This is a genomic window from Nocardia sp. NPDC049149 (assembly GCF_043197455.1).
Taxonomy (GTDB): Bacteria; Actinomycetota; Actinomycetes; order Mycobacteriales; family Mycobacteriaceae; genus Nocardia.
Genome location: NZ_JBICTD010000006.1, coordinates 440,347 through 455,974 on the forward strand (window position 1 = coordinate 440,347; position 15,628 = coordinate 455,974).

Here is a 15,628-nt window from a genome sequence, read left to right on the forward strand (position 1 = left end):
ACAACGGAGCGAACGGAGCGGGCACGATGAAGACCTTCGGCGCTCGATTGCAGCACGCCATGGCGCATTTCGGCCCCGTGTGCGTCGGCATCGACCCGCATCCGGCGCTGCTGGAGTCGTGGGGCCTCGGCGCGGACGCGGACGGACTGGAGAAGTTCGCGGAGATCTGCGTCGAGGCGTTCGACGGCCGTGTCGCGATGGTGAAGCCGCAGGTCGCGTTCTTCGAGACCTACGGCTCGGCCGGAATCGCGGTGCTGGAGCGCACCATCGAGGTCTTGCGTGGTTCGGGCACGCTGGTGCTCGCCGATGCCAAGCGCGGCGATATCGGCTCGACCATGGACGCCTACGCCAACGCGTGGCTGGCCGACGGGCCGCTCGGCTCGGATGCGCTGACCGCGTCGCCTTACCTCGGATTCGATTCGCTGGCACCGGCTTTGGATCTGGCCGCGGCGAATCGGCGCGGTGTGTTCGTGCTCGCCGCCACCTCGAATCCCGAAGGGGCGCAACTGCAACGGGTCATCACCGGGGACGGCCGCAGCATCGCCCAGACGATGGTCGACGCGGCTGCCGCGCGCAACGCGGGCACCGAGTTCGGCTCGATCGGCGTCGTGGTCGGCGCGACCCTGACCGAGGCGCCTGACCTGTCCGAGCTCAACGGACCGATCCTGATGCCGGGTGTCGGTGCGCAGGGCGGCGGCCCGGAAACCATCCGTGACCTGGTCCCCGCGGCGATGTTGGCGGCCGTTGTGCCGAATGTCTCGCGGGAGGTCCTCCGTGACGGACCCGACGTCACGGCGCTGCGCGCACGAGTGAGCGCGCTGCAGGACGAATTCGGCTTCCTGCAGCGATAAATCGTGGTGAACCGGCCGGAGACCAGCGCACACGCGCCGGTCTCCGGCCGGTTTCGTCCCGCGTGCTGTCATGTGCACGCATGCATATGGCCCGTAGCGGGCCCTGTGCGCCCTGCTGCGCCCATTTTCCGCCCCGGTGGTGCACTCGTCGGCCGGTGGGGCCAGGATGCACGCAGAGGGGCAATCTCCTCGCCACCGAATCGGTATCGAATCGGCACCCAATGTGGCCCGCGCCGACCGTTCGATGTGTCTGTGACGCACGACACGCGGAAGAACACCGCGACACGCGGGAAATTCCGAGAAAGTTCCTGGTCGGGCCGTCGCCGGTTTGCTGGCAACAGATGTCACGTCACCGCAACCCTCCCGCAAACCTGTGTGCTTACTGAAAACTCCCTGCTGAGGGGGCATTTCGCGATTTCGGCGGTACGATCTGCGCAGCGACAGACGAGCGGTGCGGATAGCGCCGCTCTCGCGTCTACGGCATCCGGAATCATGCGCTGACCTGGGGGGTGGGTTCGCAATCGTGGGACGTCGTGGGTACGGTCGCTGAGACTGCCGGGTTACCGGCAGGAGTTGATGCAATGAACGATGAGACGGAGGAACCGTGGCCCTTCCCCAGCTGACTGACGAGCAGCGCGCCGCTGCTTTGGAGAAGGCGGCTGCCGCTCGCCGCGCTCGGGCGGAGCTCAAGGAGCGCCTGAAGCGAGGCGGCACCAACCTTAAGCAGGTCCTCACCGATGCCGAGTCCGATGAGATTCTCGGCAAGATGAAGGTGTCCGCGCTGCTGGAAGCCCTGCCGAAGGTGGGCAAGGTCAAGGCGGCGGAAATCATGAGTGAACTGGAGATCGCCCCCACCCGGCGTCTGCGCGGACTCGGCGATCGGCAGCGCAAGGCGCTGCTCGCCCGGTTCGACTTCGACGCCTGATAACGAGGGTGGTCGAACACACGCGGAAGGGTCGACTGGTTGTACTGGTCGGCCCCTCGGCCGTTGGCAAGTCCACCGTGGTCCGTTGCGTCCGCGAGCGACTGCCCCACCTGATCTTCAGTGTGTCGGCAACCACCCGGGCCCCGCGGCCCGGTGAGATCGATGGTGTCGATTATCGGTTCGTCTCCAGAGCCGAGTTCGACACCATGATCGAAACGAACGAGCTGCTCGAATGGGCAGACATCCACGGTGGCTTGCAACGTTCGGGCACCCCGGCCGAGCCGGTACGGGCCGCCCTCGCGGCGGGCCTACCGGTGCTGGTCGAAGTAGACCTAGAAGGCGCACGGTCGGTGCGCAAGGCCATCCCCGAGGCGATCCTCGCCTTCCTCGCCCCGCCGAGCTGGGACGAATTGGTGGCCAGGCTGACCTCGCGCGGCACGGAATCGCCGGAAGTGATCGAGCGTAGGTTGGAAACCGCCAGGACCGAATTGGCGGCGTGTGACGAGTTCGACATCGTCATCGTGAACGACGAGGTGACCAGCGCCTGTGAGCAGTTGGTATCGTTGTTCGTTAGCACGAATTCCAGTTCGTGACCCCTGTCGGCTTTTTGTCGGCCACCCGCTGAGCCCAACCCGCCCCGCCGGCTTCGTCGTCGGCCACCCATATACGCGCAGGAGCACACCTAGTGAGCAGTTCGGACATCAAGACCGTTCCCGCCTACGACACCCCGATCGGCCTGACCAACCCCCCGATCGATGAGCTGCTCGAGCGCACCTCGTCCAAGTACGCGCTGGTCATCTACGCCGCCAAGCGCGCGCGTCAGATCAACGACTACTACAACCAGCTCGGCGACGGCATCCTCGAGTACGTCGGCCCGCTGGTCGAGCCCGGCCTGCAGGAGAAGCCGCTGTCGGTCGCGATGCGCGAAATCCACTCCGACCTGCTCGAGCACTCCGAAGGCGAGTAAGCGCCGAGGGTTCGCGCGATGCCGCAGCACCGAACTCCCCGTGTGGGCGGGGAAGATCCACAGCCGGAGGCCTAGTGACCGCACGGATTGTCGTTGTTGTCCCCGCGCACGCGGGGTTCAGCCACCGGAGGCGTAAGTGACCACACGGATCGTCGTCGGCGTCGGCGGCGGGATCGCCGCATACAAGGCCTGCTCGCTTGTCCGCCGGTTCACCGAGACCGGACACCAGGTGCGGGTGATCCCGACCGAGTCGGCGCTGCAGTTCGTCGGCAAGGCCACCTTCGAGGCGCTGTCCGGGAACCCGGTGCACACCGACGTGTTCACCGATGTGCCCGAGGTGCCCCACGTTCGGCTCGGCCAGGAGGCGGACCTCGTGGTCATCGCCCCGGCGACCGCCGATCTGATGGCGCGTGCGGCCCAGGGCCGCGCGGACGACCTGCTGACCGCCACGTTGCTCACTGCCCGATGTCCGATCCTGTTCGCCCCCGCGATGCACACCGAAATGTGGGAGCATCCGGCGACCGTCGCCAATGTCGCGACGCTGCGCGCCCACGGAGCGATCGTCATGGAGCCCGCGTCGGGCAGGCTCACCGGCACCGACACCGGTCCGGGCAGGCTGCCCGAACCCGAGGAGATCTTCGGGCTCGCCACGCTGCTGCTCGAACGCGCCGACGCCATCCCGCGTGATCTGGAAGGCCGCCGGTTGGTCATCACCGCGGGCGGCACCAGGGAACCGCTGGATCCGGTGCGGTTCCTCGGCAACCGCAGCTCCGGGAAGCAGGGGTACGCCCTGGCTCGGGTCGCGGCCCAGCGCGGCGCGCACGTCACGCTCATCGCGGGCAACACGATCGAGATGGCCGCGCCCGCTGCCGTCGACCTGGTGCACATCACGACCGCCGAGCAACTCAAGACCGCGGTCGACAAGCACGCCGTCGGCGCGGACGCGGTGATCATGGCGGCGGCGGTTGCCGATTTCCGGCCGACCGACGTGGCCGCCGCCAAGATCAAGAAGGGCGCGGGTGAACCCGACGTCATCGCGCTGACCAAGACCACCGACATCCTGGCCGGTCTGGTGCAGGCACGCCGCGACGGACAGCTGAGCGGCACCGCGATCGTCGGATTCGCCGCCGAGACCGGCGACGAACACGGCGACGTGCTCACCTACGCGCGGGCCAAACTGGCTCGCAAGGGGTGTGACCTGCTGGTGGTCAACGCGGTCGGCGACGGCAAGGCGTTCGAGGTCGACACCAACGATGGCTGGCTGTTGGGTGCGGACGGCACCGAGCAGGCACTCGACCACGGGTCGAAGGCATTGCTCGCCAGTCGGGTACTCGACGCGCTCGGGCCGTTGTTGAGCTGAAATCCATTGCAGTACTGGGATAATTCCCCATGACCCCGTCGTCGATGCCGTGGTCCCCGATGCCATTCAGGGCGAGCTGTCTGAGATAGAGATCTCTCGGGGACCAGCGTGTCGGCGACTTGCCATAGTCTGAGATGAAGGGTTGTGCGGTAGCAGCAGCACGTTACTGTCGCAATTCGACACGAACAACCCGTTGAGGGAGAGGGAAAAACTGTGCGCACGTCCGGCAGCCGGCTATTCACCAGTGAGTCCGTGACCGAAGGTCACCCGGACAAGATCTGTGATGCCATCAGCGATTCCATTCTCGATGCCCTGCTCGCGGAAGACCCGCGCAGCCGTGTCGCGGTGGAAACCCTCGTCACGACCGGTCAGGTCCATGTCGCAGGTGAGGTCACCACGTCGGCGTACGCCGATATTCCCCGGATCGTTCGGGAAAAGGTGCTGGAAATCGGATATGACTCGTCGGCAAAGGGATTCGACGGTAATTCCTGCGGCGTGAATATCGCCATCGGTGCGCAGTCGCCGGATATCGCGCAGGGTGTCGACACCTCGCACGAGGCGCGCGTCGGTGGTTCCGACGACGAGATCGAGAAGCAGGGCGCGGGCGATCAGGGCCTGATGTTCGGTTATGCCACGACCGATACTCCGGAACTGATGCCGCTGCCCATTGCGCTCGCACATCGCTTGTCGCGCAGGCTCACCGAGGTTCGCAAATCGGGCGTGCTGCCGTACCTGCGGCCCGACGGCAAGACTCAGGTCACCATCGAATACGACGGCGACCGTCCGGTTCGGCTCGACACGGTCGTCATCTCGACTCAGCACGCGGCCGACATCGACCTGGACAACCTTCTCGCGCCGGACATTCGGGAGAAGGTTGTCGACTCGGTGCTCGCCGACCTCGAGCTGCCGAGCCTGGACACCTCGAACATCCGGCTGCTGGTCAACCCGACCGGCAAGTTCGTGCTCGGCGGGCCGATGGGTGACGCGGGCCTGACCGGTCGCAAGATCATCGTCGACACCTACGGCGGCATGGCTCGCCACGGTGGTGGTGCGTTCTCCGGCAAGGATCCGTCGAAGGTGGACCGTTCCGCTGCCTACGCGATGCGCTGGGTCGCCAAGAATGTCGTCGCGGCCGGGCTGTCCGACCGGGTCGAGGTTCAGGTCGCGTACGCGATCGGCAAGTCGGCTCCGGTCGGCCTGTTCGTCGAGACCTTCGGCACCGAGAAGGTCGACCCGGCGCGCATCTCGTCGGCCATCGCCGAGGTCTTCGACCTCCGCCCCGGCGCGATCATCCGCGACCTGGACCTGCTGCGTCCCATCTACGCACCGACCGCCGCGTACGGCCACTTCGGCCGCACCGACGTCGACCTGCCTTGGGAGCACACGGACCGTGCGGACAAGTTGCGCGCGGCCGTCGGTCTGTAGGCGACCCATGCGGTTCAGCGTCACAGAGTGAACGAACCCGCGGCGGACACCCCCGCCACCCAGGGGGAACTGCCTGTGGGTGGCGGCCGGACCGAGGACACGGCAATGGAGCACCCGATCGCTCGGGTGCTCCCTTTGCTGTCTCCGGCCCACCTCGACCGCGACTTCGACTACCTGGTTCCGCCCGACCTGGACGCCATCGCCCAGCCCGGCGTCCGAGTCCGGGTCCGCTTCGCGGGTCGGCTGATCGACGGCTACCTCCTGGAACGCCGCACCCACAGCGACCACGGCGGCAAGCTGGTCAAACTCGAACGCGTCGTCTCCGGCGAACGCGTCCTCACCCCCGAGATCGCGAAACTCGCCACGATAGTCGCGGCTCGATACGCGGGTACCCGCGCCGACGTCCTGCGTCTGGCGATCCCGCCCCGCCACGCCCGCACCGAGACCGGCGGGTCGAAGAAGAAGGCGGGGGATTCCGATGCGGAGGAAGAGGATTCGACGACCAGTCCGTCGGACACGGCGAATTCCGTAGGGGAGGACCCGCGTGCATCGTCGGTCGCGAAAGCGCCGCGCCGGGTGAAACCCGCTGACATCGAACTCGATTCGACTCGAGCGCCCGAGGTCGGTCCTGCGGAGAGGCCGCGAGACCTTCCGGAGTCGCCCGACACGGATGCGCCGACCTGGTCCGCGCAATCTGCCGGACCAGCCTCGGTGGGTGCGGATTCCCCTGCCAGCGAAGCAGATTCGGTGGAGACGGCCATTGCTGAGGGCTCGGTCGGTGATCGGAGTGGGCCGCCTGTGGTGTCCGGCGTCGGCACTGCCGCGGAGCTGACGGTCGAGATGTCCCCTCCGACCCCCGGTCCCGCCGGCGGGGACGCTGATTTGCTCGACTCGGCCCGCGCTGATGGCGCCGCCGAGAAGTGGAGTGGCCCGCTCGGGCCACCGGGTGCTGTGTCTGACGCGGGTACCGCGCGTGCGGATTCCGCTGTCGGCGAAGTTGTTTCGGTGGATGCGGCCAGCGTTGATGGCCGTCCGGGAGTGGGGGCTGGCCTGTCGGGGCCGTCAGGTGTTGGCGGTGCGGGGACAGCAGCATCTGTCGTGGTGCCGTTGCGTGTGGACGCGACTGGATCGGATCCGGCTCTGGCGGAGGGAGATTCGGTAGGCACGGGGTCGCAGGTGCTTGCCCACAGTGGCGAGGAGCCGCTGGTTTCGTTCGATCTGGCGCCGTGGGGGCGGTATCTGCATGGTGCGGCGTTCATGACGGCGCTGGCGGCGGGGAAGGGGCCGCGGGCGGCTTGGCAGGCGTTGCCGGGGGAGGATTGGCCGCGGCGGTTGGCTGAGTTGGCGGCGGCGGTGGTTGCGCAGGGGCGCAGTGCGATTCTGATGGTGCCGGATCAGCGGGACCTCGACCGGGTGTTGGCGGAATGTGATCGGCTGGTGGGGGATTCGGCGGTCGGGTTGTCGGCGGGGCTCGGTCCTGCCGCGCGGTATCGGCGGTGGCTCGCGGTGCTGCGCGGGACGGCACGGGTGGTGGTCGGCACCAGGAGCGCGGTGTTCGCGCCCGCCAAAGACCTTGGGCTGATGGCGATTTGGGATGACGGGGACGATACCTACGCCGAGCCGCGGGCGCCGTATCCGCACGCGCGCGAGGTGGCGATGCTGCGCTCGCACGAGACGGGGGCCGCGTTCGTCGCGGCCGGGTTCGCCAGGACCGCGGAGATCCAGGCGGTGGTGGAGAGCGGGTGGGCGCACGATCTCGTCGCGGACCGGGCGGTGGTGCGTGCGGCGTCGCCGCGGATCAGTGCGCCGGGCGACAGTGATGCCGCGCTGGAACGTGATCCGATCGCCCGCGCGGTTCGTATCCCCGAGACCGCGTTCCGTGCCGCGCGCAGTGCGCTGAAGGAAGGGGCGGGCGTCTTGGTGCAGGTGCCGCGGCGCGGCTATATTCCGTCGCTTGCCTGCACGAAATGCCGGACCCCTGCACGGTGTCGGCGGTGCAACGGTCCGCTCGCCCTTCCGGATGGTCGTGCGCGACACCAGGAATCGCAGGACGCCGCGCACAGCCCGAGCTGTCGTTGGTGCGGCATCACCGAGGCGGCGTTCCGCTGCCCGTCCTGCGGTTCGCGTGCCTTGCGCGCGGTCGTGATCGGCGCCATCCGCACCGCCGAGGAACTCGGCCGCGCCTTTCCCGGCGTGCCGATCCGCGGTTCCGGCGGCGGCGCCATGCTCGACACCGTGCCGCCCGGCCCGCAGGTCGTGGTCGCCACCGTCGGCGCCGAACCCGTGCTGCCCGGTGGCTACGGTGTTGCTCTGCTCCTCGACAGTTGGGCGTTGCTCGGCCGCGCCGACCTGCGCGCCGCCGAAGACGCGTTGCGCCGCTGGATGACCGCGGCCACCCTGGTCCGCACGCACGGCCAGGTCATCGTCATGGCCGAACCGACCATCCCTACCGTCCAGGCGTTGCTTCGCTGGGACCCGGTCTGGCATGCGAGCGCCGAACTGGCCGCCCGCACCGAGGTCGGCTTCCCGCCTGCGGTCCGCTTGGCCGCGATCGACGGCACCACCGACTCGATCGCCGAGTTGCTCTCCGCCACAACCCTTCCCGACGCCGTCGACGTTCTCGGCCCGGTCCCGCTGCCGGTCGGCGCCCGCAAACCCTTCTCCTCGGGCGATTCTCCCGCCGAGGTCGAGCGCATGCTGCTGCGCGTCGACCGCAAGTCCGGCAACGCGCTGGCCCGCGCCCTCACCACCAGTCAAGCCATTCGCAGCACACACCGATCCGACGCCCCACTGCGCGTGCAGATCGACCCGGTCGACATCGGCTGACGGCATTCGCGCCGCCCGCGCTTCGTGCTGACCGCGCCACGCGCCGCGCACAATCGGGCGTTGCGCTTTTGCTCGTGATTAACTGTGCCGATGACGATCTCCTCGCTCCGCCGCATCTTCGCGACCGTGTGCTTTGCGGTCGTCGCACTCGGTTTCGCGACGGCATGTTCCAGTGACAACAAGGACGATGCCAAGCCGACGGCCAAGTCTGTCTTGACGCTCACTGTCACTCCGGCAGCGCCGAACTCGGCCCCGACCCGCGTCACGCTCACCTGTGAACCGACCGGTGGCGATCACAAGAACGCAGAGGCGGCGTGTGCCGCGCTGACCGCTGTCGGCGGTGACTTCGACAAGCTGGCCGGCGATCCCGGCGCGGTGTGCGCTCAGGTCTACGAGCCGGTGACCGGTGAGGCGACCGGCACCTGGCAGGGCAAGCCGGTGGACTGGCGCAAGACCTTCGGCAACCTGTGCGAGCTGAGCGGTCGCACCACTCCGGTCTTCTGATTCGTCGCTGACTGTCAGCAGAAGTACGCGGCCCAGCCGAGGTCTGGCTGGTGCCGCGCCCGGCCCAGCTGGTCGACCCTGCTCGTGACCTCGGCACAGACGCCGGAGAACCATTCGGTCGTCGTCGACCACAGCCGGGCCAGCTCGCCGTCTTCGCGGAGCAGCCACACCGGGGGATCGGGCTCGTCGAGGTCGGCGCCGTCGAGCACGCAGACCTGGTACCCGCCGTGGTAGTGCAGCACCAACATGCCTTCTGGGTCCCGGAATTCGGCCGGTGGCGCGGCGACCTCGTCGAAGAATTCCAGCGCCATGCTCTTCTCGTCGAGGCGCAGCTCTACCCCGAAGGCGCTTCCGTCGCCGAAGTACGGCCCGCGGTCGTAGCCGATGAGCCGCAGGATCTCGCGCAGCGCCGCCGGAACGGCTGCGGCTTGCTGTGCCACCGCCATGCCGTCGATCTCGGCATTCGTCGCCCCGGATACCGCGTCGGCGCGTAGACCGTGCGCGAGCACGTCCTGGAACAGGGCGTGGACTCGATCGATGGCGCGGGCATGGCCACTGTCGCTCATCGCATCACCCCCGACTGTCGCTGCTGACCACAAGGTAGCGCAGGTAGCGCTGCGGGCACGCCGAAATTTTCGAACATTCCCTTGCGTTAGATGCATTGCCGATATATCGTCGATAACATGAAACGAACACGAGAGCCTGAGGAGGCTGACATGGAAAACCAAGAACAACGCGAATTCGGACGGCGCGGACGCCGTGGCTGGGCCGGTCACGAGGACTTCGATCCCCGGCAGCGGTTCCGCCGTGGCGGACGGCACGGCCACGGACCCGATTTCGGGCCCGGCGGCTTCGGTCCAGGTTTCGGACCCGGCTTCGGGCCAGGCGGTTTCGGTCGCGGTCGTGGCCGCGGCGGCCGAGGTCGGCGCGGCGATGTGCGGGCGGCGGTATTGCTGCTGCTCACCGAGCGGCCGATGCACGGCTACGAACTCATCCAGCAAATCCGTGAGCGCAGCGACGACGTCTGGCGTCCGAGCCCGGGGTCCATCTACCCCGCACTCGCGCAGCTCGAAGACGAGGGCCTGGTGCTCATCGAGAAGGTGGCCGGTCGCAAGACCGCGCAACTGACCGAGACGGGCACTGCCTACGTCACCGAGCACAAGGACGAACTGGGCGACCCGTGGGCGGACGTCAAAGAAGACGTCGGAACCCAGGCCATGGACCTGCGTTCGCTCGTCGGTCAGCTGATGGGCGCGGTCGCACAGGTCGCGGCGGCGGGCACGCCGGCGCAGGCGGCACGAGCGGCGGAGCTGCTCACCGAGACCAGGAAGTCCCTATACCGAATTCTGGCCGAAGACGAGACCCCCGAAAAGTAACGGCGGGTGAAATGCCGCGTCGGAGTGCACATTTGGACGGGGTTCGGTAGATCATTGTGAGATGCGACAGTCTCGTGGTCTTTGGGGTTGGGGATATTCACAGTTTAGGCGGGCGGTGTGGCTCGTTGCGTTGACCGGAGTCGTCATGATCGGCTCCGGGGTAGCGCATGCCGCGCCCGCCGGATATCGGCCGCCTGAGGTGCCGACCCACATCGGGCCTGCGCAGACCGACCACATGGCCGCCGCGCAGTATCAGAAGAACCACAGTGACGTGGCTCCGTTTGGCACCAACAACTTCGGGTGCGTGCCGAGCGCCGAGCGGCCACGGCCGGTGGTGCTCGCACACGGGACCGACTCGTCCGCGTACTCGGACTATTCGGCGATCGCGCCGCAGCTGGCCGCGGCCGGGTTCTGTGTTTTCGCGCTCAACTACGGGGGTAAGCCCGGGGCCGACAGTTACGGCACCGAAGATGTCGTGCTCAGCGCGCATCAGATCGGCGCCTTCGTCGACCAGGTGCTCGCCGCGACCGGTGCGGCCCAGGTCGACCTCGTCGGGTTTTCGCAGGGGGCCACGGTGACGCGGTATTTCGTCAACAAGCTCGGCGGCGCGCCGAAGGTCGGACAGTGGATCGGCCTCGCGTCGCCGAGCTACGGCGGCGTGATGTACGGGCTGGTGCCGGTCGTGAACGCGGTGCCAGGCGCCATGCAGGCGTTCGCCAGGGTGACCTCGGTGGCGGCGGTGCAGCAGGCGGAAGGGTCGCCGATCATGCTCGAACTCAACGCGGGTGGCGACACCGTGCCGGGCCCGAAGTATGTGACGATCGGCAGCCGGGTCGACGAGATGATCCAGCCGTTCAGCAATATCGCCCTGCGTGGGCCCGGTGCGGAGAACATCACGCTGCAGGACCGCTGCGCGGTCGACCTGACCGGGCATTTCCACATGGTGTACGACACGTTCGTGCAGGAGTTGCTGCTCACCGTGCTCGACCGGACCGCGCCTGCGCCGGTGTGCAGGCCGGTGATGCTCGGCACCGGCATCCCCGAGGTGATCATCGCCGGGAACTCGTAAGTCGAGAGCCTCAGCGCACGTTCGCGCACGGTGAGACGAGCGGAGTGTTGGTCATCGCTTGTCCAGGGGCTGCCGGGTGCGGCGACCGCGGCGGTTGCACGTCTGTCGGGACAAAGCCTCGGTGGGTGGCGTGTGGCGACGTGCGTGAGGCAGTAGCTCTGGGTACGGCGCGTGAGGATGCGCCGCGGCGACGTGCGTGTGGCGTGAGTACGGGGATCGACGTGCGGCGGAGCTGAGTGGCGGGGTGCTTGGGCGGCCGGGCGGGGGAGTATCACCCCGCCCGACCGCACTCGAGTTTTACCAGGTGATGACTGGTGGATCGGGGACATTCGGTCGTCTCACTAGAATGAGACGACCGTGTTCGTCCGCTTCCGGGAGTTTGCCGTGACCATTCAGCCTGTTCGCCTGTTCGGCGACCCCGTTCTGCGTGCTCGCGCGGGCGAGGTCACCGAATTCGACAGGGAACTGCAGCAGCTGGTGACCGACCTGACCGACACCATGCACGACGACGGTGGAGTCGGCATGGCGGCGCCGCAGATCGGAGTGGGGTTGCGTGTTTTCGTGTACGACACTCATGACGCCGCCGGACATCTGGTGAACCCGAAATGGGAAGTCATCGGCGACGAAGAACAGGTCGGCCCGGAAGGGTGTCTGTCCATCCCCGGTGTGCGCTACGACACCAGACGAGCGCTGCGGGTGCGCGCGACCGGCGTCGACATGCACGGCGCCCCAGTCGAATTCACCGCCGAAGGGTTGTTGGCGCGCTGCGTGCAGCATGAGACCGATCACCTCGACGGCGTGCTGTTCATCGACCGGCTGGACCCGGCGGCGCGGAAGGACGCGATGCGGACCATTCGCGAATCCGATTGGTTCAGTGCGGGAGTGACGGTGCGGCAGTCGCGGTCGGTCAGCCGCACCGGCCAGCCGGGACCGTTCGGACAGGGCCGCTGATGCGCATAGTCTTCGCAGGCACCCCTGAGCCTGCCGTGCCGTCGCTGCGGCGACTCATCGCGTCCACCCGGCACGAGGTGATTGCCGTGGTGACCAGGCCTGACGCCGTCGCCGGGCGCGGGCGCAAGGTGACAAGGTCACCGGTCGGGCTGCTGGCCGACGAGCACGGCATCCCCGTGCTGACGCCGCGGCGACCGTCCGAGCCCGAATTCATCGAGCAGCTCACGGCATTGGCGCCGGACTGCTGCCCGGTGGTGGCGTACGGCGCGCTGCTGCCGCAACAGGTGCTCGACATTCCGCGTTTCGGCTGGATCAACCTGCACTTCTCGCTGCTGCCCGCGTGGCGCGGTGCGGCGCCGGTGCAGGCCGCGATCAACGCGGGCGACGAGATCACCGGCGCCGCCACCTTCTTGATCGAGGCCGGGCTCGACACCGGCCCGGTCTTCGGCACCGTGACCGAGAAGATCGACGTCACCGACACGGCGGGCGTGCTGCTCGATCGGCTCGCCGACAGCGGCGCCCGGCTGCTCGAGACGACGCTCGACGGCGTGGAAGACGGCACGCTGCAAGCGGTTCCGCAGTCCACCGACGGTGTCTCGCATGCGCCGAAGGTCACCGCCGACGCCGCGCACATCCGCTGGGATCAGCCCGCATTGGCCATCAGCCGCCGAATCCGCGCGGTCACCCCGGCTCCCGGCGCGTGGACCGAAATCGACGGCCAGCGCCTGAAACTCGGGCCTGCCGAAATGGTCGAAGAAGACCTCCCCGCCTGGACCATCGAGGTCCGCAAATCCGGCGTCTACGTCGGTACCGCCACCACCGCCCTGCGCCTGAACCAGGTTCAGCCGCAAGGAAAACGGATGATGGCGGCGCTCGACTGGGCCCGCGGCGCTCGACTGCAGCCGGGTGCGGTGTTCGAGTGACGATCCTCGATCGTCGGCAATACCCAACGCGGGCGCAGAGTTCGGCGGCGTGCGCGCTTGCTGGACGGATGTCGGCGACCGCACCGCAGGGGCGCTCAGCTCTGCGGCGCGATGTCGCTGCTGCCCGGGGCGGCCGTGCGGCCGGTTCGGGCCGACGCCGTCCCTCGGCACAGCTACCCGCCGCCCGCAGTTGTGCGGGCCTGGTGCGGTACACGCAAACCTTTGTCCGTGGCGATGCGCCGCGACCCCAACGAGAGTGGTGGAGCATGACAGCACGGCGCACGATGGCGTTGATCGACCAGGCTGGCGCCGACGCCGGTGTGGTGGTCGCATGACATCCCCGGAGGACAAGCGCGGCAACGAGTCCGGCAGTGATCGCACCGCCGGCGCTGGGCGTGCGAACGGTGCCCGGAAGGGTGCTGCCCGCGCGGGTCAATCTGCACGCGGTGCGAACGCCGGTGGACGGACCGATGCGGTCCGCCGGTCCGGCGCCGAGAGCCAGCGCGCCACCCAGGGTGGTCGGGCGGCCAGTGGTCGACCCGATAACGCCAACCAACGCACCGCCCAGAGCGGTTCCAGGTCGACCGATCGCCGCTCAGGGGGAAGCCAGCGCGCCAAGGATGCTCGAGGCGACAATTCGCGGTCCGGCACCACAAGCGATCGTTTCGTGCGCGCCGATCGGCCGCGCAACGGCAAGTCCGGCGCAACGAGCCAGAGCTCCGCACAAGGTGCTTCGCGTTCCGCCGATCGCATCCCGGGGCGTTCCGGCTCGGCGCAGAGCGGTCGGGCGGGCGGCCCACGAGATGATGCGGCGGGTCAGCGTTCGGCGCGGGCCGGTTCGGGTTCAGCGGGCCAGGGGCGTTCCGGCTCGGCGCAAGGGGGCCGGGTAGGCGGTGCGCGGGGAGATTCCGCGGGCGGTTCGGGTCAGGGGCGTTCGGGCTCGAGTCAGCGTTCGGCGCAAGGTGGTTCGGGTTCGGCTGATCGGGGTGCGGGGCGGGCGGCTGTTGCGGCGAAACGGGGTGGGGTGGCGAAGGATCGGGGGGTCGGCGCTGCGCGGGGGCGTGGTGGGGCGGAGGAAGGGGATGGTCCTCGGTTGGTGGCGCGGGATGTGCTGCGGGCGGTGCGGGAACGGGATGCTTACGCGAACCTGGTGTTGCCGGGGCTGCTGAAGGATCGGCGGATTTCCGGGCGCGACGCGGCGTTGGCGACCGAGCTGGCGTACGGGGCGTGCCGGTCGCTCGGGCTGCTGGACGCGGTGATCGAGGCGGGGGCGGGGCGGCCGATCGCGGAGATCGACGGGCCGTTGCTGGATGTGTTGCGGCTCGGGGTATATCAGTTGCTGCGGACCCGGATTGGGGCGCACGCGGCGGTGGACACCTCGGTGGCGTTGGCGCGCACCGAGTTCGGTGCGGGCAAAGCGGGATTCGTGAACGCGGTGCTGCGGCGGGCAGGGGAGAAGACCGTCGAGGAGTGGGTCGAGGCGTTGGCGCCGCGAGATCCGGTGGGGCGGTTGGCTTTCGAGTTCGCTCATCCGGTGTGGATCGCGCAGGCGTTCGCCGATGCGCTCGGTGCGCGGGCAGGGGAGTTGCACGATGCGCTCGCCGCCGATGACGCGCGCCCCGCTGTGCATCTGGTTGCTCGGCCCGGCGACATCACCGCCGAGGAATTAGCGCTGGTAACCGGCGGTGAAGAGGGCAGATGGTCGCCCTACGCGGTCTACCTCGACGGCGGCGACCCAGGCAAACTCGAGCCGGTGCGCGACGGCATGGCAGGCGTGCAGGACGAAGGCAGCCAACTGGTGGCGCTCGCGCTGACCCGCGCGCCACTCAACGGACCGGACGGCGGGCGCTGGCTCGACCTGTGTGCCGGACCGGGCGGAAAGGCGGCGCTCCTCGGCGCACTCGCAGGCATCGACGGTTACCGCGTCGACGCCGTCGAGCCCGCCGAACACCGCGCCGAACTCGTCCGCAAGTCCGTCAACGGCTTGCCTGTTGACGTGCATGTGACCGACGGCCGCAGCAGCGGCTTGGCTCCCGGCTACGACCGCATCCTGGTCGACGCTCCGTGCACCGGCCTCGGCGCGCTCCGCCGCCGACCCGAAGCACGCTGGCGTCGCACCCCCGCCGACGTCGCCGAACTCGTCACCTTGCAACGCGAATTACTCACCGCCGCATGGGATCTCCTGCGCCCGGGCGGAGTTCTCCTGTACTCCACCTGCTCTCCGCATCTTCCGGAAACCGTGGCCGTCGTCGCCGACGCCGTCCGCCGCACCGGCGCGGAACAGCTGGACACCAGAGACCTCCTCCCCGGCGTCACCGATATCGGCGACGGTCCCACCGTCCAACTGTGGCCACACCGCCACGGCACCGACGCGATGTTCATGGCCGCTCTCCGCAAACCATGACCCAGGCGCACCGCGAGCGCGTCGGTAGTCACAGCCGCACGCTGTGA

Annotated in this window: 14 protein-coding genes; 13 read left to right on the top strand and 1 reads right to left on the bottom strand. The window is 68.5% G+C overall.

Annotated elements, in window-relative coordinates; translation table 11 throughout:
• Positions 1 to 26: 26 nt before the first annotated feature.
• From pyrF to ACGFNJ_RS26225, 8 genes are all read left to right on the top strand, one after another.
• A complete protein-coding gene (pyrF, locus tag ACGFNJ_RS26190) occupies positions 27 to 851 on the top strand; it encodes an orotidine-5'-phosphate decarboxylase (protein ID WP_393453322.1) in 825 nt (274 codons plus the stop codon).
• 604 nt (positions 852 to 1,455) lie between these two features.
• The gene (gene mihF / locus ACGFNJ_RS26195) at positions 1,456 to 1,776 is read left to right on the top strand and encodes an integration host factor, actinobacterial type (protein WP_014986450.1); all 321 of its coding nucleotides are present in this window, start codon (positions 1,456 to 1,458) and stop codon (positions 1,774 to 1,776) included.
• 8 nt (positions 1,777 to 1,784) lie between these two features.
• Positions 1,785 to 2,369 carry a guanylate kinase gene (gene gmk / locus ACGFNJ_RS26200; RefSeq protein ID WP_393453325.1) on the top strand — a complete coding sequence of 195 codons (585 nt, stop codon included), beginning with the start codon at positions 1,785 to 1,787 and terminating at the stop codon, positions 2,367 to 2,369.
• 92 nt (positions 2,370 to 2,461) lie between these two features.
• A complete protein-coding gene (gene rpoZ / locus ACGFNJ_RS26205; protein WP_069166440.1) occupies positions 2,462 to 2,743 on the top strand; it encodes a DNA-directed RNA polymerase subunit omega in 282 nt (93 codons plus the stop codon).
• Between the two features lie 136 nt (positions 2,744 to 2,879).
• A complete protein-coding gene (coaBC, locus tag ACGFNJ_RS26210; protein ID WP_393453328.1) occupies positions 2,880 to 4,103 on the top strand; it encodes a bifunctional phosphopantothenoylcysteine decarboxylase/phosphopantothenate--cysteine ligase CoaBC in 1,224 nt (407 codons plus the stop codon).
• Positions 4,104 to 4,316: 213 nt separating this feature from the next.
• The gene (gene metK / locus ACGFNJ_RS26215; protein WP_393453331.1) at positions 4,317 to 5,528 is read left to right on the top strand and encodes a methionine adenosyltransferase; all 1,212 of its coding nucleotides are present in this window, start codon (positions 4,317 to 4,319) and stop codon (positions 5,526 to 5,528) included.
• A gap of 105 nt (positions 5,529 to 5,633) precedes the next feature.
• Entirely contained in the window at positions 5,634 to 8,354 is a 2,721-nt protein-coding gene (locus tag ACGFNJ_RS26220; protein ID WP_393454167.1) for a primosomal protein N', read from the top strand.
• A 90-nt stretch (positions 8,355 to 8,444) separates the two neighbouring features.
• Complete coding sequence (locus ACGFNJ_RS26225; protein ID WP_393453334.1) at positions 8,445 to 8,858, top strand: SSI family serine proteinase inhibitor; 414 nt, start codon at positions 8,445 to 8,447, stop codon at positions 8,856 to 8,858.
• A 14-nt stretch (positions 8,859 to 8,872) separates the two neighbouring features.
• Here ACGFNJ_RS26225 and ACGFNJ_RS26230 read toward each other — a convergent pair whose 3' ends face one another.
• Positions 8,873 to 9,424, bottom strand: coding sequence for an SMI1/KNR4 family protein (locus ACGFNJ_RS26230; protein WP_393453337.1), 552 nt, complete (start codon positions 9,422 to 9,424; stop codon positions 8,873 to 8,875).
• Positions 9,425 to 9,574: 150 nt separating this feature from the next.
• Between ACGFNJ_RS26230 and ACGFNJ_RS26235 the strand changes: the two genes are divergently transcribed.
• From ACGFNJ_RS26235 to ACGFNJ_RS26255, 5 genes are all read left to right on the top strand, one after another.
• Positions 9,575 to 10,234 carry a PadR family transcriptional regulator gene (locus tag ACGFNJ_RS26235; protein WP_393453340.1) on the top strand — a complete coding sequence of 220 codons (660 nt, stop codon included), beginning with the start codon at positions 9,575 to 9,577 and terminating at the stop codon, positions 10,232 to 10,234.
• 145 nt (positions 10,235 to 10,379) lie between these two features.
• The gene (locus ACGFNJ_RS26240; protein WP_393453343.1) at positions 10,380 to 11,303 is read left to right on the top strand and encodes an esterase/lipase family protein; all 924 of its coding nucleotides are present in this window, start codon (positions 10,380 to 10,382) and stop codon (positions 11,301 to 11,303) included.
• A 384-nt stretch (positions 11,304 to 11,687) separates the two neighbouring features.
• Entirely contained in the window at positions 11,688 to 12,254 is a 567-nt protein-coding gene (def, locus tag ACGFNJ_RS26245) for a peptide deformylase (RefSeq protein WP_393453346.1), read from the top strand.
• Positions 12,254 to 13,177 (top strand): methionyl-tRNA formyltransferase, encoded by a 924-nt coding sequence (fmt, locus tag ACGFNJ_RS26250; protein ID WP_393453349.1) that lies wholly within the window; start codon positions 12,254 to 12,256, stop codon positions 13,175 to 13,177. Before def ends, fmt begins: the two co-directional genes overlap by 1 nt.
• 1,024 nt (positions 13,178 to 14,201) lie before the next feature.
• Positions 14,202 to 15,581: an RsmB/NOP family class I SAM-dependent RNA methyltransferase gene (locus tag ACGFNJ_RS26255; RefSeq protein WP_393453352.1), complete on the top strand. Its 1,380-nt coding sequence runs from the start codon at positions 14,202 to 14,204 to the stop codon at positions 15,579 to 15,581.
• The last annotated feature ends 47 nt before the right edge of the window (positions 15,582 to 15,628 follow it).

Coding starts and splice junctions, on each gene's coding strand:
- pyrF (WP_393453322.1), top strand. CDS start 27: ATGAAGACCTTCGGCGCTCGATTGCAGCACGCCATGGCGCATTTCGGC.
- ACGFNJ_RS26220 (WP_393454167.1), top strand. CDS start 5,634: ATGGAGCACCCGATCGCTCGGGTGCTCCCTTTGCTGTCTCCGGCCCAC.
- ACGFNJ_RS26225 (WP_393453334.1), top strand. CDS start 8,445: ATGACGATCTCCTCGCTCCGCCGCATCTTCGCGACCGTGTGCTTTGCG.
- ACGFNJ_RS26230 (WP_393453337.1), bottom strand. CDS start 9,424: ATGAGCGACAGTGGCCATGCCCGCGCCATCGATCGAGTCCACGCCCTG.
- ACGFNJ_RS26235 (WP_393453340.1), top strand. CDS start 9,575: ATGGAAAACCAAGAACAACGCGAATTCGGACGGCGCGGACGCCGTGGC.
- ACGFNJ_RS26240 (WP_393453343.1), top strand. CDS start 10,380: ATGATCGGCTCCGGGGTAGCGCATGCCGCGCCCGCCGGATATCGGCCG.
- fmt (WP_393453349.1), top strand. CDS start 12,254: ATGCGCATAGTCTTCGCAGGCACCCCTGAGCCTGCCGTGCCGTCGCTG.